Consider the following 22,801-nt stretch of genomic DNA (forward strand, 5'->3'; position numbering starts at 1 on the left):
TTTTTTTACGTCTGATTAAGACAAGACAAATTTAGTTTTTTTACATATCAAAACAATACAATAATTTATTTGTTTTAATAAAAATATAAAACGTTATAAGTATTGTATATTAGTGATTTACAATTAAATTTTATCTGATTTTTTATTCAAAATTAAATTGAATTTATAGGTCTTAACCGTTTATAGTAATTTATAAACTTAATTTTCAGAATAAAAGAAAATATCTGATGGTCTATGCGGAAGTTTTACGCTGTAAATTATCAATTTTGCCTTGTAAATCTTCTATTAGAGTGAAAATATTTGATAAACTCTTTGTGTCCTTTTTACGTATCATGCCTCCAAAAATTAAGGTATTATTATCAAGTTTAATACAACTCTTTTTACTTGACATTAAATGTTTAGTTTCAGGACTTTCTAAAAGTAATTCGGAGTATTTGCTTTTTTCTCCATAGAAGTTAAAAGCACTACTTCTTGTTAAAAAACTTAATAAGGGGGCTTGCTTTAATTTACAAGGTGAGAAATGAGATTTTAAATCTATTTTACGAGATTCTACGGCGATTAATAACCATTTTTTGTCCCAAGAGCCTTTTACTTTAATGGTCCAATTATTTTGTTGCTCAACAAACTTAACTTTTCCTGTAGTAAGTTTACTTATTGATTCCGCAATCAAACTTGTAAAAGGACGATTTTCTGTCACCGATTATTTGTACAAAGGCAATTTATAGTTTCGTTTAATGCTTAGTTCCAGTTTTCATCAAAGTCTAAATCTTCGTAATCATCAAGATCTAATTCATCATCAAACTCATTAAAATCATCATCGTTTTCGGCTTTAAAAACTCTATCTGGAGCATCGTCGGGTACTTGGCCCTGTACAAACATTAAATTAGGGTAATCTGATCCTTCTGCTTCTTCAACAATTTCAGCTAATTCAACATAAAACGTCCACATGCTTAAAAAATCATAAACATAAATCAGTTTTGTTTGCATTTCGAAAGTAACATCGTTAATAGCTGTTTCATTCATTAAACGTGCCGAGCCATCATCGCTTAAATCGAACAAAGATATTTCTTCACCTTGATTCCATTGGTCGTCACTGCGGTAAAAAGATGCCATTTCGCTACCATCAAACCCAAAAGATTGTGTGATAATATTGTGTAAATCTTCGAGTGTATCATCTTCACGAATTTCTAAATCGCGGAACACATCTTCGTCTGTATCGTTATCAAGTATTACTCTAAATCTATAAATCATTGTAAAAAAATATGGTGCAAAGGTAAGTCTTTTTCTAATTATTTACTGAAACGGTGTAAAGTAAATGTTGTAATACTTAAAAGGAAAAACGCACCTACCTGATGGGCAACACCTAACCAAACTGGAACCTGATAAATAATGGTTAATACACCTAATAAAAATTGGATACCTACCATAATTAAAAGGCTTTTGGTTGCTTTACTTTGGTATGGCGTAGTTTCCATTTTTCTTGCTTTATACCAAACTGATACAAGCAGAAAAGCAACAACATATGCTAACATTCTATGTACAAATTGCACACCACTTTTACCTTCTATAAAGTTTTTATAAAGCGGATTTTGTTCAATATATACGGTTTCGTGCATAAATTTGCCATCACTCATTAATGGCCAATGGTTGTGTATAAATCCGGCATCTAAACCAGCAACAAAGGCACCATAAATAATTTGTAAAACCAAAACAGCCAATGCGATTCTAATAAAATTACGAAAGCCCTTATTAACGGTTTTTTTAATAGGAAACATTAAATCTAAGGCCACCCAAAACGTATAAGCAAATGTTAGAAAAGCAGTTGTTAAATGCATCGCGAGTCTGTAATGACTAACGTCTGGGTTATCGATTAAACCACTTTTAACCATGTACCAACCCAGAAAACCCTGAAAGCCACCCATGATTAAAAGTATAATGGCTTTTTTTAGAGTGGGTTTAGTAAATTGTTTTGTGATTAAAAAGTACAGAAATGGTATTAGAAACACCAAGCCGATAAACCTACCTATTACGCGGTGTAGCCACTCCCAGAAGTAGATATCTTTAAAATCTTCTAATGAAAAATGATTATTGAGTTTTTGGTATTCTGGGTATTGTTTGTAAAGATCGAAAGCTTCGGTCCATTCCACATCATCCATAGGAGGTATGGTTCCAGAAATTAATTTATAACTAGAAATTGATAACCCGGAATGCGTAAGCCTTGTAATACCGCCAACAATGACCATAATGAATATTAAGATACATCCCGTAATTAGCCAGTAAATTACTTTTTTGTTGTCTTTTTTCATTTTTTCCTATACGTTAGGTGTTAATATATTGAATATCTATTTTTTTAAACCAAGAGCTTCTCCTTTCTTCAGCATGAGTTGGTAAGCTGCATCATATTCATTAGGAATATCGCCTTCTAAAATAGCTTCTTTTATAAAATCTTTTATAATACCAATTTCTCGAGATGGTTTCATGTTAAAGGCTTTCATAATTTCTTCGCCAGAAACTGGCGGTTGAAAATTACGTACTTGGTCGCGCTGCTCAACTTCTACAATTTTGTCTCTTACAATTTTAAAATTGTTATGATATTTATTAAATTTTTTAGGGTTTTTTGTGGTAATATCGGCTTCACAAAGTGTCATTAAATCTTCTACGTAATCTCCAGCATCGAACACTAATCGACGTACGGCCGAGTCTGTAACCTCTTGAGCTAGCACAATTGGTCTAGAGCTCATGAATACCATTTTCTGTACAAACTTCATTTTATCATTTAATGGCATTTTTAGCCTTTTAAATAAATGATATACCATTTTAGAGCCTTCAAACTCATGAGCATGAAAGGTCCAACCCACTTTTTTACTAAAACGTTTTGTTGGAGCTTTGCCTATATCGTGTAATAATGCAGCCCAGCGTAACCAAACGTTATCTGTATTTTTTGCAATGTTATCTACAACTTCTAAGGTGTGATAAAAGTTGTCCTTATGGCGCTGACCTTCTACTTCATCAATACCTTTTAATGCTGTTATTTCTGGTAAAATGTACTGCAGTAGTTTTGTTTTTTCTAGTAATAAAAAACCAATAGAAGGTGTTTTGCTTTCCAAAATTTTGTTTAATTCTGTAACAATACGTTCTTTGGTTATTATTTCAATTCTATTACAATTACCTGTAATAGCCTGCAGTGATTTTTCTTCAATAGTAAACTCTAATTGTGTAGCAAACCTAATGGCACGCATCATACGCAATGGATCATCACTATAAGTAATATCTGGGTTTAGTGGTGTACGGATTATTTGATTGTTTAAATCATCAATGCCACCAAATGGGTCTAGTAAATCGCCGAAGTTAGTTTCACTTAAATTTAAGGCCAAAGCGTTTATCGTAAAATCGCGACGGTTTTGGTCGTCTTGCAGTGAGCCGTTTTCTACCGATGGGTTTCTACTGTCTTCTGTGTAAGATTCTTTGCGGGCGCCAACAAATTCAATTTCAATGTCTTCATAACGAAGCATGGCTGTACCGTAAGTTTTAAATACCTGTACTTTTGGTTTGTTTGGCAAATTCTTAGCGACTTGTTTTGCTAATTTAATACCATCACCTATGGCAACCACATCGATATCTTTAGCACTGCCTCGTTTTAAAATAAAATCGCGTACAAAACCACCAATCACATAGCTATCCAAATTTAATTCTTTGGCAGATTGTGAGATGATTTTGAAAATTGGGTTTGTTAATGCTTCTTTATAATTCATACTATATTTTGGCACTAATTCACGAATTTTGTAAATCCTGAATAGTTACTAATCTTAAAAATTTGCCGTGGTAATTTAGAATTCGTGGTTAAAAATTACTGACGTATAATTTTTACAACACCACTGTTACTTAATTTTATGATAGACGACGGATTTGCGCATATTTTTTCGCGTTGCAAATTTACAACATAGTCGACACCTTTTAAAACCTCTGGCGCTATTTCTTTAAAGGATTTTGGAGATGGAAAACCACTAATATTTGCAGAGGTAGATACCAAAGCACCATTTAATCGTCTACTTAATTGGTAGCAAAATTCATCGTCCGGAATTCTAATAGCAATCGAGCCATCTTCAGCAATTAAATTAGGAGCTAAATTTTGGGCATCGTCGTAAATAATTGTGGTTGGTTTATCGGCAACATCAATAATGCTTAACGCAGCTTCGGGAATGTTTTTAACGTACTTTTTTAGCATTCTATCATCTGTAACTAAGCAAATTAGGGCTTTGCTATCTTCGCGTTGTTTTAATTTATACACCTTTTTTACAGCTTCAGGGTTTGTGGCATCGCAGCCTATTCCCCAAACGGTATCGGTAGGGTAGAGTATTAGGCCTCCTTGTTTTAAAATCTGTATGGCTTTATTTATTTCTTCATTCATGTTTTGAACCTTATATTTGCAGTCTTGCAAATTTACAACAGAAATTCAAATTGATGTTCAGTTGGTTTATTTTATAACATGAAAGAAGTTAAAGTATTTAATAAAAATGTAGAAAGCGCTTTTAGAGTAAAGCTCGAGAAGCTTGTGGATAACTTCGATGCTATTGCTGGTGGTGAGGGCGAGCGAAATACTATAAAAATCTCAAAAATAGATAATGTAGCTTTAAATATAAAATCGTTTAAAGTACCGAACATTATTAACCAAGTGGTTTACAGTTTTTTTAGAAAAAGTAAAGCACAGCGCTCTTTTGAATATGCTGAAAAACTTATGGAATTGCAAGTTGGTACTCCGAAACCATTGGCCTATTTTGAATATAAAACACCTTTATTATTCAAAAATAGCTTTTACATCAGTGAGCAGTTAGATTGCGATTTAACTTATCGCGAGCTTATTCATGATTTTAATTATCCAGATTACGATAATATACTTCGTGCCTTTACAAGGTTTACTTTTAATTTACACGAAAAGGGTGTTCACTTTTTAGATCATTCTCCCGGAAATACTTTAATTAAGAAGAAAGGCGATGGTTACGATTTCTATTTAGTAGATTTAAATCGAATGAATTTCGGTGAATTAGATTTTGAAACTCGAATGAAAAACTTTGCAAGACTTACTAAGTATAAGCAAATGGTAGAGGTAATGAGCGATGAATATGCTAAGTGTATTGCTAAGGATTATGATACCGTTTTTAATGCCATGTGGAAAGAAGTTGAAACATTTAGAGCTAAATTTACTCGAAAAAAAGCACTTAAAAAGAAACTTAAACTTTAAGTTTCCAGAGTTTTTTAAGTTCTTGATATCTGTAATTTACACCGTAAGCACTTAGATAGCAAATTTGAAAGCCTTCTTTTCCATCTAAAATGCCCAACCTAAAAATATAATTGGTAATAAATTTTATTATTGGGCGGATATAGAGATGATATAGGTTTGCCTTTTTACCTTTATTAAAAAGCTCCAAAGCTTTTAGTTTGGCATAATGCTCCATTTTAGATTTATAATGCGCCGAACTGTTAAAGCAAAAATGAAGCATGTTGTTTTTTAATAGCTTGCTGTCGCCAATAATTTCAGGCATTTCGTGTACAATTTTGTTTTCATTATATTGTACCGTTCCGTTTTGAAATAAGCGATAGGTTGTATCGGTTTGAAAGCCACTAAAACGAATTCTTTTTTGTTTGAAATAGTAAAGACGCTTTACCATAAAAGCTACTTTGCCGTCGGGATGAGATGTTTCTTCTAGAATTTCTTGTTTTAGTTTTTCAGTAATACGCTCATCGGCATCAATAAATAGAACCCAATCGTGCTTTGCTTGCTCTAGTGCATAATTTCGTTGATCGGCAAAATTATTAAAAGCTCTTTGAATGGTTTTTACGTGTTTTAAGGATTGAAGTTTTTCAAAAGTACCATCATTACTAAAGGAGTCTATAACAATAATTTCATCTGCAAAATCAATATTTTCAATTACAGCATCAATGTGGTTTACCTCATTAAAGGTTATTAATAATGCCGATATTTTATTGTCTTTCTTCAAATTAAAACACTTTATTTGGTGGTTTTTGCTTTAATTACGTTGTATAAGTTGTAATGTTTTGATAAAGCTTCCCACTGTAAATCATTTTTGTTTTTAGAAATATTTTCTTTTTTTAAAGCTACTTTTTGTGTGCCTATTATAGGTATGGGTTCGTTTGGTAAATTTGTAGCTTGTCTAGCTAATGTACCATTTAAAATAGCCATAGCCTTAAACCATAAATCATCGGCTTTAGGTGTAAGTTTTAAAAATAAATCTTCATTAAATATATCATTATGTAAACTATGTGGAGGGTATAGAATTCCCCAAGCTCCTATTGGGCATAAGGCCCTCATGTCCATCTCAACATCTTTAAATTTCCATTGGTTAAACGGACGATAGCCTTTATCTTCATCAAATTTTATTTGATTGGCTCTATTGGCAATAACATCTTTAGGAAACTTTAAGTGTTCTTCATATAAATTTTTAACAAGATTTTTATCATAAATTAAGTCATCGTCGCATGTTATAATTATTGAATCTGGATAGTTTTTTAAAGTATGTATTAGTTTTTTATGAGAACACGTTAATGGTGAATATTTTATTTCGAATAAAGACGATTGTAACCTCTCTATTGATTTTGGTAAATTATTTTTTAAATCTTCATGCAACCATAAAATTATTTTTGTTGGCAAATGCGATTGATTAAACAAACTTTTAATAACTAAATGAAGGGTGTTAAAACGAGAAGGAATGGATGTTAATGAAACAATAAGGGGTAAAGTTTCTTTATCTTTCACTAAAAAAGATGGCGATGCAAAGTGTAAAAAAATGCTGTGCCATATAGATTTAGGAAGTTCTTTAACAATTTTCATAGACTAAAAATAAATAAAGACGCAAATATAGTAAATACTTAGTGTCTATTCTTTTTAATATTACCTCATGTTTTGTTACTTTGCCTTTTGTAATAACTATAGATTTAATTTAAAACAATGTCGAAACTATCCGTAATAATAAGTACTTATAATGCAGAGGCTTGGTTAGAAAAAGTACTTTGGGGTTATAGCTGCCAGACTTTTAAAGATTTTGAAATTGTTATTGCAGACGATGGTTCTGGACCCAAAACCAAAACTTTAATCGATGCTTTTAGGAGTGAATATAAGTTAGACATTAATCATGTTTGGCAAGAAGATGATGGTTTTCAGAAATCTAGAATTCTTAACAAGGCTGTTGTTGCGTGTAAAAGTGAATATATAGTTATGAGTGATGGCGATTGTATACCAAGAGCCGATTTTATGGAAATACACGCTACCCAAAAAGAAGCGGGTTACTTTTTATCAGGAGGTTACTTCATGTTGCCAATGGATATTTCTGTGAAAATTGATGAAAATGATGTGCTTTCTGGAAATTGTTTTGATGTGAAATGGCTTAAAGCAAATGGTTTAAAATCATCTTTCAAAAATAATAAGTTAAATGCTAGAGGTTTTAAGTCTACATTGTTAAATACAATAACACCTACAAAACCTAGTTGGAACGGTCATAATGCTTCGGGGTGGAAAAAAGATATTGTTGCCATTAATGGTTTTGACGAGCGTATGCAATATGGAGGACAAGATCGCGAATTGGGAGAGCGTTTAGTAAATTATGGTATAAAGCCAAAGCAAATTCGTTACAGTGCTGTATGCGTGCATTTAGACCATAAACGTGGTTATAAAACGCCTGAATCTATAAATAAAAATTTAGCTATTCGTGCAACAACAAAGCAGAACAAGTTAAAAAGGACGGCCTTTGGTATTGAAAAGGATATTAAATAGTAACAATCTCTTTTTTATTGGTATCTAATTTTGGTAGCTTTATGTAATCACCTAATATAATGTCGTATTCTTTAGGATGAAAATCTTTTCTTGCGTCAGATGGATAAAAAGTCATTTCTCCGAAAATAGTTTTATTATTTACTGAATATAAATCCACACGTACAAAAGGAAATTTGTCTGCTAGTTTTTTAGCAACAGTAACCATATCATCAAAATTCACTGGTTTTTCAATAGCACCTTCGTAAGTTTTATTTTCTTTATTATAAAACTCGAGTTTGTTCCATTCTAAATCGTAAAAAGCCCGTTGATCATTGATTCCTCGTTCTATATCAATTTGAACGAATTTAGGGACACCATTAAAACAGAAAAATTTATAATCGTTAAGAACATCTTTATCAGTTTCGGATAAAAACTTTTCAGCAATTAGTCTGGGTTGCACGTTTTTATAAGCCCATTCTAAACCACCGCGATAATATTGATTTTTTCTCATCCATTTATTCATGAGGTACCGTGCTCGCTTTTCATTAAGTTTGGCTTTATCTTTTACAATAAGATTAAAATGAAACCCATGTACGCCTTTAATTACAAATTGGTTAGGGAGTTTTGTAAAATCTACCTTAGAAGCACTATCGTAAACCTCAATTAAATCGTTTAAATATTTTTCTCCAATTTTTTCTTTGACGTATTCACGAACTGAATACTTGTCAACTAGTTGTGTTAGAATAGGAGGGTGGTAATAGACTTTTAACCATGAAATTTTTTGATTAAACTCTACCGGATTATCTAAATTTAACTTTTTATCCGAATAATATTCGTAATAAAATTTCATATATACATCAGCAGGTAGAAATTTCATTTTCTTAATAATTCCGTAAAGGCTTTTCTTAAAAATATTCATAGAAAAATATAAGTTATCAGTTTCGATAAATGTGGGGCCTAATTTACTATTTTAAAAAATAAAGGTCTCATTTTATTTTTAAAAAGTAAAATGAGACCTCTACATAATAGATTTTATATGCTAAACTTATACAGCTACACTATGCTCTCTTAAAGCATCGTTAAGCGATGTTTTTTTGTTTGTACTTTCTTTACGTTTGCCAATAATAATAGCACATGGTACATTGTAAGTTCCAGCAGGGAATTCTTTAGCATAACTACCTGGTATTACTACCGAACGAGCAGGAACAACACCTTTATATTCAACAGGTTTATCGCCAGTTACATCAATAATTTTTGTACTCATGGTTAAAGTTACACCAGCACCTAAAACAGCTTCTGTTTCTACACGCACACCCTCTACAACAATACAACGGCTACCAATAAAGGCATTATCTTCTATAATTACTGGAGCGGCTTGTAATGGCTCTAAAACACCACCAATACCAACACCACCAGAAAGGTGAACGTTTTTACCAATTTGAGCACAACTTCCAACGGTTGCCCAAGTATCTACCATAGTTCCTTCGTCTACATAAGCACCAATGTTTACGTAACTTGGCATTAAAATAGTTCCAGCCGAAATATAAGCACCATGTCTAGCAACTGCATGAGGTACTACACGAATACCTTTTGCAGCATAACCTGTTTTTAATGGAATTTTATCATGAAATTCTAATGGTCCACATTCTATAGTTTCCATTTTTTGAATTGGGAAATATAAAACTACGGCTTTTTTAACCCACTCGTTAACTTGCCATCCACCTTCAATAGGTTCTGCAACGCGCAATTCACCTGCATCTAATAAGTCAACAACTTTTCTAATGGCTGTTGTAGTTGCTTCTTCATTTAAAAGGTCTCTATTTTCCCAAGCTTTTTCTATGATTTCTTGTAATTGTGTCATTTTTGTGTTTTATTTTTCGCAAATATAATAGGTATCAACTAATTTACAGTAACTATTAAAATATAATATTGAGGTTTTAGCCGTTAAACTTGGGTTAAAATGTATCACATTTATATACCTAAATATGCTGTTTGTCTATTTTTTAAATCCTGTTATCGATAAAATATTTCTCATGTATGTTTTTAGTCGTTAAAAATATTCATTTCGACAGTTAAACGTTGAAATTCCTCCGATTTTCTAGTAAACGAAAATCTGTGTGGTTACAACTAATATATTGTTTTCAACATGTTGTTGCTCTGTATATTTGTCTCATCAAACGATTATAACAAACATGAAAACAAATTTTATCATATTATTAATTTTACTTCTTACAGTTTCTGTTGGTAATGCTCAAAGTACGAACAACGAAAATGTTATTGTAAAAACCAATGAAATTGTTTCTGTTGAAGAAGATTCAAAACTAGATACAGTTAAAACTGTTGAGCAAGAAAGTAAATTAATTGATGCTGTAGAATTTCAAGCTATTTTAGCGCGTACTACAAGCGATATTAGAAGTTACCTAAACAGAGAAAGAAACATTAGCAATATTGGTTTATTGTTTCCTACTATAGAGAAAAGAGTAAAAGCTTAATTAAAACATAAACATAATATATTAAAGGTTATCTGAAAAGATAGCCTTTTTTGTTTTTAAGCAGTTTCTATACTATTAATAAACTATTTTTGTACAAAATTTATTTATGGCACGCATTTTAGCAATAGATTATGGCACTAAACGAACCGGAATTGCAATTACCGATGAGTTACAAATTATTGCATCCGGACTTACTACAGTAAACACTAAAGAAATTTTTAGTTTTTTGAAAACGTATGTATCCAAAGAGCGAGTAGAATTATTTTTGGTAGGTGAGCCTAAACAAATGGATAATACGGCATCAGAGAGCGAAGTCTATATTTTAAAGTTTTTAAGTACCTTAGAAAAGCATTTTCCTAATATTCCTGTAAAGCGAGTTGATGAGCGTTTTACATCTAAAATGGCTTTCCAAACCATGATTGATAGTGGTTTGAAAAAAAATCAAAGAAAAAATAAAGCTTTGGTAGACGAAATTAGTGCCACCCTTATTTTACAGAGTTACTTGTATTCTAAATAATTGGTAAAATCTGGTTTGATAGATTATGCTTAGTCTTTAAAAGGTTTTTTATTTGAAAACCTGTTTTTTCTAAGTAAAAAGTTCGTAGTAAATTTATAGAATTGTACTTTTGCAGTTACTAACAAAAAACATAGAATGATTTTACCTATTGTAGCATACGGCGATCCCGTTTTAAAAAGAAAAGCGACCGATATTACTGAAGAATATCCGAAATTAGACACGCTTTTGGATAACATGTTCGAAACCATGTACAATGCCTATGGTGTTGGTCTTGCTGCACCACAAGTAGGTTTGCCAATTCGTATGTTTTTAGTAGATACTACACCTTTTGCTGATGATGAAGAATTAACAGAAGAGGAACAAAAAAGTTTAGAAGATTTTAAACGCGTTTTTATAAATCCAAAAATCACTAAAGAAGAAGGAGAAGAATGGGCTTTTAATGAAGGTTGTTTAAGTATTCCGGATGTTCGTGAAGATGTATTTAGAAAACCTATTATTACTATTGAGTATTTAGATGAAAACTTTAAGGCACACACCGAATCATTTGATGGTTTAGTAGCAAGAGTAATTCAGCATGAATACGACCATATCGAAGGTGTTTTATTTACAGATAAACTATCGAGCCTAAAAAAGCGTTTAATAAAAGGAAGACTTTCAAACATTTCTAAAGGCAAGATAAAAGTAGATTACAGAATGCGCTTTCCTGATCAAAAAAAGAAGAGATAATATTTGCAAGACATCAATAAACATTTGATATTTGCGACTTTCAAAAAATAATTTATGAGTTTAGATAAAGTTCTATCAATATCTGGAAAACCAGGTTTGTATAATTTAGTAACGCAAACCAGAGGTGGTTTTATAGCAGAATCGTTAATCGATAAAAAACGTATTACTGTAAATGTGCGTCAAAATGTTAGCGTTTTAAGCGAAATAGCTATTTATACTTTAACAGAAGAAGTACCGTTGAAACAAGTGTTTTTAAATATTAAAAACAAAGAAAACGGAGAAGAAAGCTCGGTTAAACCTAAAGATGGTAAAGATAAATTAGAAGAATACTTTTTTGAAATTTTACCAGATTATGATGAAGATCGTGTTTATGCTAGTGATATTAAAAAAGTATTACAATGGTATAACTTATTAGTGAAAAATAATTTACTAGATAATTTAGAAGCTGAAATTGCAGCAAGTAAAGCTGCAGACGAAGAAGAATAAATACTAGTTATTTAAAATATACATCAAAGCTTCCATATTATGGGAGCTTTTTTTTTAACAGTTATGTAAGTAATACAGCCTTTTTACGTCTATTAATGAGTTAATTAATTTCTTTTGAATATGAGCTCACTTTGGTTTTTCGACGACGTAAATCTTTTTAAAGTACTTTGTCCGCATAAATTTAAAAATTACAAGAAGGATCATAGTTTTGATGCTTACAAAAAGCAAGATTATATTTATTTCGAGCAAGATTTTGCCAACAAAGTCTATTTAATAGAAAAAGGTAAAGTTAAAATTGGATACTATAATGAAGATGGAGTAGAGGTAGTAAAAGCCATTTTAACCAAAGGAGAATTGTTTGGAGAAACTGCCATATTAGGTGACGATACTAGAGAAGAGTTTGCTCAATCTGTAGATAATGCAACAAGTATTTGCCCGGTTGGAGTAGATACTATGCACGATTTAATGAGAGATAATCAAACCTTTAGTTTTAAAGTCTATAAAGTAATAGGCTTTAAATTAAAAAAATTAGAACGTCGTTTACAATTATTACTTTTTAAAGATGCCAAAACTCGTCTTCTAGAATTTCTACATGAATTATGTACCGATTATGGTTACGATTGTGATAAAACTGGAGATCGGGTAGTAAACCATCCATATACCCAAAAAGATATCGCCTCTCTAATTGGTACATCTAGGCCCACTTTAAATGTACTTTTAAATGAGTTAAGAGATGAAAATGTGCTAGAATTTAAAAGAAAAGAGATAAGAATTTATAAAAAAAGTGCTTAATGTTAGTTGGCTAACATTTTATAATGTTTTAGTGAAATACCTTTGGAGTATAAAACAATCACTAAAAAAAGATAAAATGATTAAGAACACAATTTTAGCAATGTTAGCCCTAGGGATTTTAACAACATCATGCGATAGCGATGATGACAATGCACCAACAACTGCAAATTTAACAATCAATCTTACAGGTCTAGAAGAGCTTGGCAATGATTTTGTTTACGAAGGATGGGTAATTGTTGATGGAGCTCCGGTTTCAACAGGAACATTTTCATCAGTAGATTTTCCACAATCTTTTTCTGTAGATGCCGATCAATTATCAAGTGCGTCAACTTTTGTGCTTTCTATTGAGCCAGCAGTGGATCCAGATCCTGCTCCAGCTGCAACAAAAATTTTAGCAGGAGATTTTTCAGGGAGTTCAGCAAGTGTAAACTCCAATAATATTGTTGGAGATTTATCAACTTCTACCGGAAAGTATATTCTTGCCACACCTACAGATACAGATGATACTAACGAAGCAAGTGGTGTCTGGTTTTTAGATAACTCTGGAGAAGCAGCTGTTCAAGGTTTAGATTTACCAACACTATCTGACGGATGGGTTTATGAAGGTTGGGTTGTATTCGATGGTACTCCAGTAAGTACAGGTACGTTTACAGATCCAAATGCTGCAGATAATAATGCTGCAACTTCAGTTTTTAAAGGCGATGCAGGTAATGGACCTGGTTACCCAGGAGAAGATTTTCTTCAAAACGCACCTTCAGGATTAACTTTTCCAACAGATTTAAAAGGTAAAACTATTGTAATTTCAGTAGAACCAAATCCTGATAATAGCGCGGCACCTTTCACATTAAAACCTTTAGCTCATGTGGTTGCTGCAGATGCAATGAATCACACAGTAATAGATATGGGCGCTGGCCCTATAGTAAGTTTATCTGGTACAGTAACTAGATAATATATTTCAAATAAGCACAAAAAAAGCCCTGGTAATTTTACTAGGGCTTTTTGTTTTTTATAAGGTTTGGACTATAAAATAATAGCTAAACTTAAAATTAGTTGATCTGGACGGGTATCTAAGCGGCTATTATTTATGCCATTGTTTCCAATAAACGTACCCTCATTTTCTGTAAACCCACGCTCATACCTTAAGTCAATACCAACTTTTTTAAAGTTAACACCAACACCAAAGTTAAGGCCCACTGAAAAATCATCTTCAATATCACCAATAGTAATACCGTCGAATTCAGTGTCTAAAATATATTGGAATGATGGACCTGCAAAGACACTAACAGGACCTAGAATTTTTAATCCAACTAAGATAGGAGCATCTAATTTCTGCATTTCAAAGCTATCATTATCATAATCACTTTTTGTTTTGGTGTAAACAATTTCAGGTCTTAAATACAATTTGTCACCAATTTTCCCAAATAAACCAATATGGTACCCAACATTTCTATCTGGGTTTTTTGCATTTTCATTAATAGATTCTACATACTTACCATTGGCGTTGTAATTTAAACCTCCTTTAATACCAATACCACTAGCTGTTTGCGCAAAAGCTGCTGATGGGACAACAATGGCGAATACTAAAATTAAAAATAAATTTTTCATAATGTTCGTTTTAAGATTTCGTTTATTATTACAAAAACGTTGCCAAAGTTAAATTATTTCCTTTTTTTAAATATTGCTTTCGGATTTTAGTTAATTATCTTTGCCAACTGATACAAATATATAGATGAAATTCGAATTAAACGCAAAAGACCCACAAAGCAAAGCTAGAGCAGGAAAATTAACTACAGATCATGGTGTAATAGAAACACCTATTTTTATGCCTGTGGGAACTGTTGGTACGGTTAAGGGAGTGCATCAAAGGGAGTTAAAGAATGATATTAATCCCGATATTATTTTAGGAAACACTTATCATTTGTACTTAAGACCTCAAACACATGTGCTAGAAAAAGCAGGTGGACTTCATAAATTCATGAATTGGGACAGAAATATTCTAACCGATTCTGGAGGTTATCAAGTGTATTCGCTTTCAGCAAATAGAAAAATAAAAGAAGAAGGTGTGAAGTTTAAATCACATATCGATGGTAGTTATCACACATTTACACCAGAGAATGTTATGGAAATTCAACGTACTATTGGAGCCGATATTATTATGGCATTCGATGAGTGTACACCTTATCCTTGCGATTATAATTACGCTAAACGCTCTATGCACATGACGCATCGGTGGTTAGATCGCTGCATTAATCATCTAGAAAAAACACCTTTAAAGTACGGTTACGATCAGGCATTTTTCCCTATTGTTCAAGGAAGCACTTATAAAGACCTTAGAAAGCAATCGGCCGAGTATATAGCAAACTCAGGTGCTGTAGGTAATGCAATTGGTGGTTTATCGGTAGGAGAACCTGCAGAAGAAATGTATGCCATGACGGATGTGGTTTGTTCTATTTTACCAGAAGAAAAACCAAGGTATTTAATGGGAGTAGGTACTCCAATCAATATTTTAGAAAATATTGCGTTAGGTGTAGATATGTTCGATTGTGTTATGCCAACTAGAAATGCCAGAAATGGTATGTTATTTACGGCACATGGTTCTATTAATATTAAAAACTTAAAGTGGGCAGAAGATTTTTCCCCAATTGATGAGATGGGGATAACTTTTGTAGATACGGAATATAGTAAAGCGTATTTACGTCATTTATTTACAGTTAACGAATTGTTAGGTAAACAAATAGCAACCATACATAATTTAGGTTTTTATATGTGGTTGGTTCGCGAAGCAAGAAAACATATATTAGCAGGAGATTTTAATGACTGGAAAAACCAAATGGTAAAACAAATGGCTAATAGACTTTAGAAGAATTAAAATATTGAAACACTGCTTATTTATTGAAGCTGTATAAGTATGAAAATATTAGATTGGTACATATTAAAACGCTATTTGTTTACATTTTTAATGATGTTGTTACTGTTTATTCCAATTGGGATAACAGTACACTTAGCAGAAAAAATTGGTAAAATTTTAGAGAATGAAGTGCCTCTTGGCGAAGTTCTTATATACCTTTTAGATTTTACTATTTATTTTGCGCATTTACTTTTTCCTTTATTTTTATTCTTATCTGTAATTTGGTTTACTTCAAAATTGGCTAATAATACGGAGGTTATTGCTTTTTTAAGTTCTGGTGTGTCATTCTCTAGATTTTTGCGTCCTTACATGATTGGATCAACAATTGTTGGTGCTTTGTCTATTTTATTAGGTTTGTATTTAGCACCTAATGCCAGTAAAGGCTTTAATGATTTTAGTTATAAATATCTTAAAAAGGGTAGAAGTGCGGTAGAAAATACAAATGTTTTTAGACAAATTAATGATAATGATATTATATACGTAAGTAGTTTTGATGTTAAAAATAGTATTGGCCGAAACTTTACGTTAGAACATTTTGAAGAGAATAAACTTGTTTATAAAATTACTGCCGATAAAATTAAATATGTTGAAAAAGATTCATCTTCAACTTATGAATTAACAAATTATACCAAACGTTTTATTGGTCAAAATGAGGACGAATTGGGCATCTTAAAGAAAAAAGATACTCTTTTCGCTTTTGATGTAGATGATTTAATTCCTGAGATTTATGCAGCAGAAACTAAGATGTACGGCGATTTAAAGCATTTTATTGCTAAAGAAGAAGCTCGTGGATCGTCTAATGTAGGGCGATTTAAATTAGTGTTATATAGAAAATGGAGTTTACCAGTGTCTGTATTTATACTAACCATTATTGCTGTTGCGGTATCTTCTAAAAAAAGAAGAGGAGGTATGGGAGTTAACTTAGCCGTTGGGATTTGTATAGCTATGGTATTTGTGTTTTTCGACAAAATTTTTGGTGTTATGGCCGAACAGTCGGATTTTAATCCACTTATTGCTGTATGGTTTCCAAATATTATTTTTGGAGTTTTAGCTGCTTATCTATTATACAATGCCAAACGTTAATTTTAAAGATTATTTTCATTTACATATTCTAGTTTTTATTGCTGGTTTTACTGCAATTTTAGGCGAGTTAATTACTATAGAAGCTATATCATTAGTTTGGTTCCGTATGCTAATGGCATCTATTTTACTTGTAGTTTATGTTTTGTTTTCTAAAGTAAATTTAAAGGTTAGTCCAAGGGCTATTTTAAGACTATCATTCGCTGGTATTATTATTGCATTGCACTGGATTACCTTTTTTGGAGCTATCGACGCCTCAAATATTTCTACCACTTTGGCTGTGTTTTCTACAGGTACATTTTTTGCCTCTATAATAGAACCTATTGTTTATAAGCGCAAAATATTATGGTATGAGATTATATTCGGTATATTGGCAATAGTTGGTGTTTGTATCATTACACAAAGTGAAGTCGAGTATCTTTCAGGAATTATTCTGGGCGTTTTATCAGCTTTTTTTTCATCATTATTCGCTGTGCTTAATGGTAGTTTTCTAAAAAAAAATACAGCAACCGTTATTTCATTTTACGAATTTATAAGTGGTGTATTATTTATTACTATTTATATTTTATGCTTCGGTGAAGGGTTTACTAAAGAGTTTTTCAGTTTAAGTACTACAGATTTTTGGTATCTTTTTATCTTAGCATCCGTCTGTACCACATATGCCTTTATTGCTTCGGTTTATATTATGAGAACTATAAGTCCTTATACGGTAGTACTTACATACAATCTAGAGCCTGTATACGGTATTGTTTTAGCGCTAATTTTGTTTCCTGAAAAAGAAAAAATGAGTCCGTCATTTTATTACGGAGCCCTTGTTATTATTACCGTAGTTATATTAAATGTATTACTTAAAAATCGTAGAAAGATAAAAAGAAGTCGCTCATAATGTATTAACAAAATTAAAGTTTTTATATTTGCAGACTAACTCTAATAAAAAGTCAAAACAAATTTCCTATGGAATATTTAGAATTTGAACTCCCAATAAAAGAGCTTGAAGATCAATTACAGAAATGTAAAATTATTGGTGAAGAAAGCGAAGTAGATGTTACAGAAACATGTACTCAGATAGAAAAAAAGCTTAAAGAAGCTCAAAAAGATATTTATAAAAACCTAACGGCTTGGCAACGTGTGCAAATGTCTCGTCATCCAGAACGTCCTTATACTTTAGACTATATTAAAGCTATTTGCGGTAATTCGTTTTTGGAGCTACATGGCGATAGAAGCTTTAAAGATGATAAAGCAATGATTGGTGGATTAGGTAAAATTGGCGATCAGAGTTTTATGTTTATTGGTCAACAAAAGGGATATAACACCAAAACAAGACAATACAGAAATTTTGGTATGGCTAATCCAGAAGGATACCGAAAAGCGTTACGTTTAATGAAATCTGCAGAAAAATTCGGAATTCCTGTTGTAACACTTTTAGATACTCCTGGAGCTTATCCTGGTTTAGAAGCTGAAGAGCGTGGACAAGGAGAAGCTATTGCTCGAAATATATTAGAAATGACACGCTTAAAAGTGCCAATTATAACCATAGTAGTTGGTGAGGGTGCATCTGGTGGAGCATTAGGCATTGGTGTAGGAGATGTTGTTATGATGTTAGAGAATACTTGGTATTCTGTTATTTCTCCAGAATCTTGTTCATCTATTTTATGGCGTAGTTGGGAGTATAAAGAACAGGCAGCATCTGCTTTGAAATTAACGGCGCCCGATATGAAAAAGCTAAAAATTGTCGATGAGATTATTAAAGAACCACTTGGTGGTGCACATCGCGATAGAACAAAAACTTTTACATCGGTTAGTAATGCCATTACAAAGCATTACGAGGTATTAAAAAAGTTATCAGAAAAAGATTTGGTAGCCCAACGTATGGATAAATATCTGCAAATGGGTGTTTACAAAGACTAAAGCCTAGAAAACATACAAAATAAAAAATCTGAAGGGAATCACTTCAGATTTTTTTTATGCTTATTCACAATATTTTTAAGTTATTAACAGTTAAATTGTTAACTAATGGTTAACATTCCTAGCCGTAAAAATCTATAAACCTACTTCAATTTTAATTACTTTCGTAGTTATGAAACAACCAAACCCCGTTCAGGGATATAAAGTCGATAAAAGCACACTAATAAGCCTCGAAAAAGGTAAAATACCTCCACAAGCTATTGATTTAGAGGAGGTTGTTTTAGGGGCAATGATGATTGATAAAAAAGGTGTCGATGAAGTTATCGATATTTTAGCACCCGATGCATTTTATAAAGAAGCACATCAACATATATTTGAAGCTATTTTTACTTTATTTGAAAATAGTGAACCTGTCGATTTATTAACCGTTTCAACACAGTTAAAAAAGAATGCAAAGTTAGAGCAATCGGGTGGCGATTTTTACCTCATTTCTTTAACGCAAAAAGTATCATCTTCTGCGCATATTGAGTTTCATGCACGTATTATTCTGCAAAAGTTTATTCAGCGTAGTTTAATAAAAATTTCAAATGAAATTATTGAAGATGCCTACGATGAAACCAAAGATGTATTTGATTTATTAGATACAGCCGAGTCTAAACTGTATGAAGTTACACAGGGAAATATTAAAAAATCGAGTGAAACTGCGCAAGATTTAGTAATTCAGGCCAAAAAGAAGATTGAAGAAATTTCTAATAAAGAAGGTTTAAGTGGTATTCCAACAGGATTTACCAAACTAGATAAATTAACCTCAGGGTGGCAACCTTCCGATTTAATTATTGTTGCAGCACGTCCTGGTATGGGTAAAACGGCATTAACTTTATCTATGGCACGAAATATTGCTGTAGATCAAAATGTACCTGTTGCTTTTTTCTCATTGGAGATGGCATCTGTACAGTTAATTATGCGTTTAATTTCTAGTGAAACGGGCTTATCTTCAGAAAAATTAAGAACAGGTAAGCTTGAAAAACACGAATGGGAACAACTTAACGTAAAAGTAAAAAGTTTAGAAAAAGCGCCATTATTTATTGATGATACGCCGTCACTTTCTATTTTCGATTTACGTGCAAAAGCCCGTCGTTTATCGTCTCAACATGGTATAAAATTAATCATGATTGATTACTTACAGTTAATGACAGGTGGATCGAGCCATGGAGGAAACCGTGAACAGGAGATTTCGATGATTTCTCGAAACTTAAAAGCATTAGCAAAAGAATTAATGGTGCCAGTAATTGCACTGTCTCAGTTATCTCGTGCGGTAGAAACGCGTGGAGGCAGTAAGCGGCCATTACTATCGGATTTACGTGAATCTGGTGCGATTGAGCAGGATGCCGATATTGTAAGTTTTATTTATCGTCCTGAATACTATAAAATTGATGAATGGGATGATGATGAACGCTCTCCAACAGAAGGTCAAGCTGAATTTATTATCGCAAAACACCGTAATGGTGGTTTAGAAAACATTAGACTGAAATTTATCGGTAACTTAGGTAAGTTCGACAATTTAGATGATTTTGATTCACCGTTTGAATTCCATTCTAAAATGAATGCGGCTGCAAATGATGATACCTTCCAAGCTGATAATTTTAAGGCGAGTCCAGACCAAGCTTTTGGAAGTTCATTTAATGATGACGATAACGAAGTACCATTTTAGTTTTAATTAGTTTATTATAGAATTTATATAGAGATTTTCAATCTCAAAAAAGGAAAATTATTACTAGAAATAGTAAAAAAATAGTATCGATTTTATCAAATAGAATCATAAATACTGTTTTTTATCCCCACAAAAATTAAGTATCTTTCGCTTATATAATTCAATTTCTCAGTTGGTTTTTATTAATCAACTGAGAAATTATTTTTAGGCAATCTCAAATTGAAAAAGATAATCTTTACATTATTATTTATATGCTTAGCATGTAAAACCTACGCTTCCTATGTTTTTATTCCTATGGGTGTAGATAATCAAAAAAATCACTTAAAAGCATACGGAATTACCTATTGGGTTCTTAATAAAGATCTTAAAGTAAAATGGCTCCTTAATTATCAAGGTGGTTCGTTTTTACTTCCCGACACGGAAGCTATTCAAAGGGAATGCCAAATACGAGGCGTATCTTTCGATGTTATTTCTAATGCTAAAGCGGAAGCTATTTTGGAAGACATAAGTAGTCCTAGCCAAAATATGGAAGCCGTTGTTTTAGAAAAGGCCCCGAAAATTGCAGTTTATACACCAGAAGGAAAATTACCTTGGGATGATGCTGTAACTATGGTGTTAAATTATGCCGAAATTCCTTATGAAACTGTTTACGATGAAGAAGTTTTAAACGATGGTTTATTGTTATTTGATTGGTTGCACTTACATCATGAAGATTTTACTGGGCAATTCGGTAAATTTTATGGAGCTTATCGTGCGGCATCATGGTATATAAACGAGAAAAAAGCAGCAGAAGATTTGGCTCAAAAATTAGGATACAACAAAGTCTCTGATGAAAAATCTGCGGTAGCACATAAAATTAGAGATTATGTTGTTGGTGGGGGTTTTATGTTTGCCATGTGCAGTGCTACAGATAGTTTTGATATCGCTTTATCTGCAGAAGGCGTAGATATTTGTGAACCTATGTTTGACGGCGATGGGAGCGAAGCAGGTTATCAGAATAAAATAGATTATAATAAAACATTCGCATTTACTAATTATCAATTAGAAAGAAGTCCTACCGTTTACGAGTTCTCTTCTATTGATATGACGCGTAAAAGACAGGTAAGCAAAACTACCGATTATTTTTCACTCATGGAATTCTCAGCAAAATGGGATCCTATTCCAACCATGTTATGTCAAAACCATACCGCTTTAGTAAAAGGTTTTATGGGGCAAACAACATCTTTTACTAGAGACGAAATTAAATCAAATGTTTTAGTCATGGGTGAAAATAAAGCTAATGGTGAAGCAAAATACATTCATGGTATAAAAGGTAAAGGCTTTTTTACATTCTATGGCGGGCACGACCCTGAAGATTATCAACACCGTGTTGGTGACCCTAAAACAGAATTGGATTTACATCCAACTTCTCCTGGTTATAGATTAATTCTCAATAACGTGTTATTTCCTGCTGCAAAAAAGAAGAAACAGAAAACATAATAGCTCCTATTCCTAATTTATAATAAAAAAAACTTAAAAACATGGCATCAAAAAAAGCAATACTCAACAAAATACAAATAGTTCTTACCAATCATTTTGAAACTCCAGAAGATGCATTTAACTTTTTTGATAAAAGTGGCGATGGTAAATTATCTAAAAGTGAAATAGTCGCTTTACTTAAGGAAGCTGAGATTAATGGCTTTATCCGAGGATTAGTGTCATCAAAATTGATTGATGGTTATGATCAGGATGGTGATGGAAAAATTGATTGGAAAGAGTTTAAAAAGGCTATCAAGGAAATAGCTAAAGATGGAAAGTAATGAAAAAGGTTATGCTATAAATGAAAATTTTTCAAAAGGAAATTAAATTAAAACCTCATAGAAGGGGCTTTCATTTAATAACAGATACTATTTTGGATGCAATTCCAGAAATTGTAGAGATTCAGATGGGGCAATTACAGGTTTTTATTAAGCATACATCAGCAAGTTTAACTATTAACGAAAATGCCGATAGTACTGTTAGAACGGATTTTGAAAGTCATTTTAATAAAATGATTCCTGAAAATGCACCATATTATAAGCATACTTACGAGGGGCCTGATGATATGCCTGCTCATATTAAAGCTTCGTTATTGGGATCATCAGTTCAAATACCAATTACTAATGGTAAATTAAATTTAGGTATTTGGCAAGGTATTTATTTATGCGAACATCGGGATTATGGAGGAACAAGACAAATAGTTATCAGTGCTTTTGGTATGTGAAATGAATTACTAAATAACATTAAAAGAATTCCGAATAAAATAAAAAATAGCGCCTATCTAAAGGATATAGGTGCTTTTTTTTATCTAAATTTTTAGAGTAGGTAATAATTACGATGTTCTTTTAGCTTAATATAAGCATGTTAATTTTTTTATTTGAAAGGTCGTTCTCGTCATGGC

Annotated in this window: 26 protein-coding genes; 16 read left to right on the plus strand and 10 right to left on the minus strand. The window is 32.1% G+C overall.

The features are described 5' to 3' along the window. Positions 1–232: 232 nt before the first annotated feature. The 5 genes from ACJJV4_RS16000 to ACJJV4_RS16020 all read right to left on the minus strand — a co-directional run bounded on the left by ACJJV4_RS16000 (position 233) and on the right by ACJJV4_RS16020 (position 4,408). Positions 233–697: a hypothetical protein gene (locus tag ACJJV4_RS16000; protein WP_405296258.1), complete on the minus strand. Its 465-nt coding sequence runs from the start codon at positions 695–697 to the stop codon at positions 233–235. A gap of 41 nt (positions 698–738) precedes the next feature. Further along, complete coding sequence (locus tag ACJJV4_RS16005; protein WP_405296260.1) at positions 739–1,251, minus strand: IS1096 element passenger TnpR family protein; 513 nt, start codon at positions 1,249–1,251, stop codon at positions 739–741. 38 nt (positions 1,252–1,289) lie between these two features. Beyond that, positions 1,290–2,306: a COX15/CtaA family protein gene (locus ACJJV4_RS16010; RefSeq protein WP_405296262.1), complete on the minus strand. Its 1,017-nt coding sequence runs from the start codon at positions 2,304–2,306 to the stop codon at positions 1,290–1,292. A 36-nt stretch (positions 2,307–2,342) separates the two neighbouring features. After that, complete coding sequence (locus ACJJV4_RS16015; protein ID WP_405296264.1) at positions 2,343–3,752, minus strand: CCA tRNA nucleotidyltransferase; 1,410 nt, start codon at positions 3,750–3,752, stop codon at positions 2,343–2,345. Positions 3,753–3,847: 95 nt separating this feature from the next. Continuing rightward, positions 3,848–4,408 (minus strand): L-threonylcarbamoyladenylate synthase, encoded by a 561-nt coding sequence (locus ACJJV4_RS16020; RefSeq protein WP_405296266.1) that lies wholly within the window; start codon positions 4,406–4,408, stop codon positions 3,848–3,850. A gap of 78 nt (positions 4,409–4,486) precedes the next feature. Here ACJJV4_RS16020 and ACJJV4_RS16025 point away from each other — a divergent pair, with 78 nt between their 5' ends. Next, complete coding sequence (locus tag ACJJV4_RS16025; protein WP_405296268.1) at positions 4,487–5,239, plus strand: lipopolysaccharide kinase InaA family protein; 753 nt, start codon at positions 4,487–4,489, stop codon at positions 5,237–5,239. Here ACJJV4_RS16025 and ACJJV4_RS16030 read toward each other — a convergent pair. Together ACJJV4_RS16030 and ACJJV4_RS16035 are read right to left on the minus strand one after the other, a co-directional pair. Next, positions 5,229–5,996: a glycosyltransferase family 2 protein gene (locus ACJJV4_RS16030; protein WP_405296270.1), complete on the minus strand. Its 768-nt coding sequence runs from the start codon at positions 5,994–5,996 to the stop codon at positions 5,229–5,231. The two genes, ACJJV4_RS16025 and ACJJV4_RS16030, sit on opposite strands and share 11 nt — an antisense overlap. A gap of 11 nt (positions 5,997–6,007) precedes the next feature. Next, positions 6,008–6,847, minus strand: coding sequence for a glycosyl transferase (locus tag ACJJV4_RS16035; RefSeq protein WP_405296272.1), 840 nt, complete (start codon positions 6,845–6,847; stop codon positions 6,008–6,010). Positions 6,848–6,964: 117 nt separating this feature from the next. On the opposite strand from ACJJV4_RS16035, the gene ACJJV4_RS16040 reads away from it, so the two are divergent. Then, positions 6,965–7,786 carry a glycosyltransferase family 2 protein gene (locus ACJJV4_RS16040; RefSeq protein ID WP_405296274.1) on the plus strand — a complete coding sequence of 274 codons (822 nt, stop codon included), beginning with the start codon at positions 6,965–6,967 and terminating at the stop codon, positions 7,784–7,786. On the opposite strand, the gene ACJJV4_RS16045 is transcribed toward ACJJV4_RS16040, so the two are convergent. Then, positions 7,779–8,642 (minus strand): ATP-grasp fold amidoligase family protein, encoded by an 864-nt coding sequence (locus tag ACJJV4_RS16045; protein WP_405296276.1) that lies wholly within the window; start codon positions 8,640–8,642, stop codon positions 7,779–7,781. The genes ACJJV4_RS16040 and ACJJV4_RS16045 overlap by 8 nt on opposite strands. Before the next feature lie 168 nt (positions 8,643–8,810). Continuing rightward, positions 8,811–9,626 (minus strand): 2,3,4,5-tetrahydropyridine-2,6-dicarboxylate N-succinyltransferase, encoded by an 816-nt coding sequence (locus ACJJV4_RS16050; protein WP_405296278.1) that lies wholly within the window; start codon positions 9,624–9,626, stop codon positions 8,811–8,813. A gap of 331 nt (positions 9,627–9,957) precedes the next feature. Between ACJJV4_RS16050 and ACJJV4_RS16055 the strand changes: the two genes are divergently transcribed. From ACJJV4_RS16055 to ACJJV4_RS16080, 6 genes are all read left to right on the plus strand, one after another. Beyond that, positions 9,958–10,257 carry a hypothetical protein gene (locus ACJJV4_RS16055; RefSeq protein ID WP_405296280.1) on the plus strand — a complete coding sequence of 100 codons (300 nt, stop codon included), beginning with the start codon at positions 9,958–9,960 and terminating at the stop codon, positions 10,255–10,257. A 106-nt stretch (positions 10,258–10,363) separates the two neighbouring features. Beyond that, on the plus strand, positions 10,364–10,774 hold the full coding sequence (gene ruvX / locus ACJJV4_RS16060) for a Holliday junction resolvase RuvX (RefSeq protein ID WP_405296282.1): 411 nt from the start codon (positions 10,364–10,366) through the stop codon (positions 10,772–10,774). A 135-nt stretch (positions 10,775–10,909) separates the two neighbouring features. After that, positions 10,910–11,500: a peptide deformylase gene (gene def, locus ACJJV4_RS16065; protein ID WP_405296284.1), complete on the plus strand. Its 591-nt coding sequence runs from the start codon at positions 10,910–10,912 to the stop codon at positions 11,498–11,500. Positions 11,501–11,554: 54 nt separating this feature from the next. Continuing rightward, the gene (locus ACJJV4_RS16070; protein ID WP_405296286.1) at positions 11,555–11,986 is read left to right on the plus strand and encodes a DUF5606 domain-containing protein; all 432 of its coding nucleotides are present in this window, start codon (positions 11,555–11,557) and stop codon (positions 11,984–11,986) included. Between the two features lie 120 nt (positions 11,987–12,106). Next, the gene (locus ACJJV4_RS16075; RefSeq protein WP_405296288.1) at positions 12,107–12,778 is read left to right on the plus strand and encodes a Crp/Fnr family transcriptional regulator; all 672 of its coding nucleotides are present in this window, start codon (positions 12,107–12,109) and stop codon (positions 12,776–12,778) included. A gap of 76 nt (positions 12,779–12,854) precedes the next feature. Further along, complete coding sequence (locus ACJJV4_RS16080; RefSeq protein WP_405296290.1) at positions 12,855–13,727, plus strand: anti-sigma factor; 873 nt, start codon at positions 12,855–12,857, stop codon at positions 13,725–13,727. A gap of 71 nt (positions 13,728–13,798) precedes the next feature. On the opposite strand, the gene ACJJV4_RS16085 is transcribed toward ACJJV4_RS16080, so the two are convergent. Next, on the minus strand, positions 13,799–14,383 hold the full coding sequence (locus ACJJV4_RS16085) for an outer membrane beta-barrel protein (protein WP_405296292.1): 585 nt from the start codon (positions 14,381–14,383) through the stop codon (positions 13,799–13,801). 124 nt (positions 14,384–14,507) lie between these two features. Between ACJJV4_RS16085 and tgt the strand changes: the two genes are divergently transcribed. The 8 genes from tgt to ACJJV4_RS16125 all read left to right on the plus strand — a co-directional run bounded on the left by tgt (position 14,508) and on the right by ACJJV4_RS16125 (position 22,624). Beyond that, positions 14,508–15,638, plus strand: coding sequence for a tRNA guanosine(34) transglycosylase Tgt (gene tgt, locus ACJJV4_RS16090; RefSeq protein WP_341560942.1), 1,131 nt, complete (start codon positions 14,508–14,510; stop codon positions 15,636–15,638). A gap of 48 nt (positions 15,639–15,686) precedes the next feature. Next, positions 15,687–16,769: an LptF/LptG family permease gene (locus ACJJV4_RS16095; protein WP_405296295.1), complete on the plus strand. Its 1,083-nt coding sequence runs from the start codon at positions 15,687–15,689 to the stop codon at positions 16,767–16,769. After that, positions 16,756–17,652, plus strand: coding sequence for a DMT family transporter (locus ACJJV4_RS16100; protein ID WP_405296298.1), 897 nt, complete (start codon positions 16,756–16,758; stop codon positions 17,650–17,652). Before ACJJV4_RS16095 ends, ACJJV4_RS16100 begins: the two co-directional genes overlap by 14 nt. Positions 17,653–17,720: 68 nt before the next feature. Beyond that, positions 17,721–18,674 carry an acetyl-CoA carboxylase carboxyltransferase subunit alpha gene (locus tag ACJJV4_RS16105; RefSeq protein WP_405296300.1) on the plus strand — a complete coding sequence of 318 codons (954 nt, stop codon included), beginning with the start codon at positions 17,721–17,723 and terminating at the stop codon, positions 18,672–18,674. Positions 18,675–18,843: 169 nt separating this feature from the next. Then, entirely contained in the window at positions 18,844–20,382 is a 1,539-nt protein-coding gene (dnaB, locus tag ACJJV4_RS16110; protein WP_074937595.1) for a replicative DNA helicase, read from the plus strand. Positions 20,383–20,676: 294 nt separating this feature from the next. Then, complete coding sequence (locus ACJJV4_RS16115) at positions 20,677–21,861, plus strand: asparagine synthetase B (RefSeq protein ID WP_405296550.1); 1,185 nt, start codon at positions 20,677–20,679, stop codon at positions 21,859–21,861. Positions 21,862–21,902: 41 nt separating this feature from the next. Continuing rightward, a complete protein-coding gene (locus tag ACJJV4_RS16120; protein ID WP_405296303.1) occupies positions 21,903–22,181 on the plus strand; it encodes an EF-hand domain-containing protein in 279 nt (92 codons plus the stop codon). A 20-nt stretch (positions 22,182–22,201) separates the two neighbouring features. Continuing rightward, complete coding sequence (locus tag ACJJV4_RS16125; RefSeq protein WP_405296306.1) at positions 22,202–22,624, plus strand: secondary thiamine-phosphate synthase enzyme YjbQ; 423 nt, start codon at positions 22,202–22,204, stop codon at positions 22,622–22,624. The last annotated feature ends 177 nt before the right edge of the window (positions 22,625–22,801 follow it).

Origin of the sequence: Algibacter sp. Ld11 (assembly GCF_045066735.1) — a bacterium.
In the GTDB taxonomy this organism is placed as follows: domain Bacteria; phylum Bacteroidota; class Bacteroidia; order Flavobacteriales; family Flavobacteriaceae; genus Algibacter.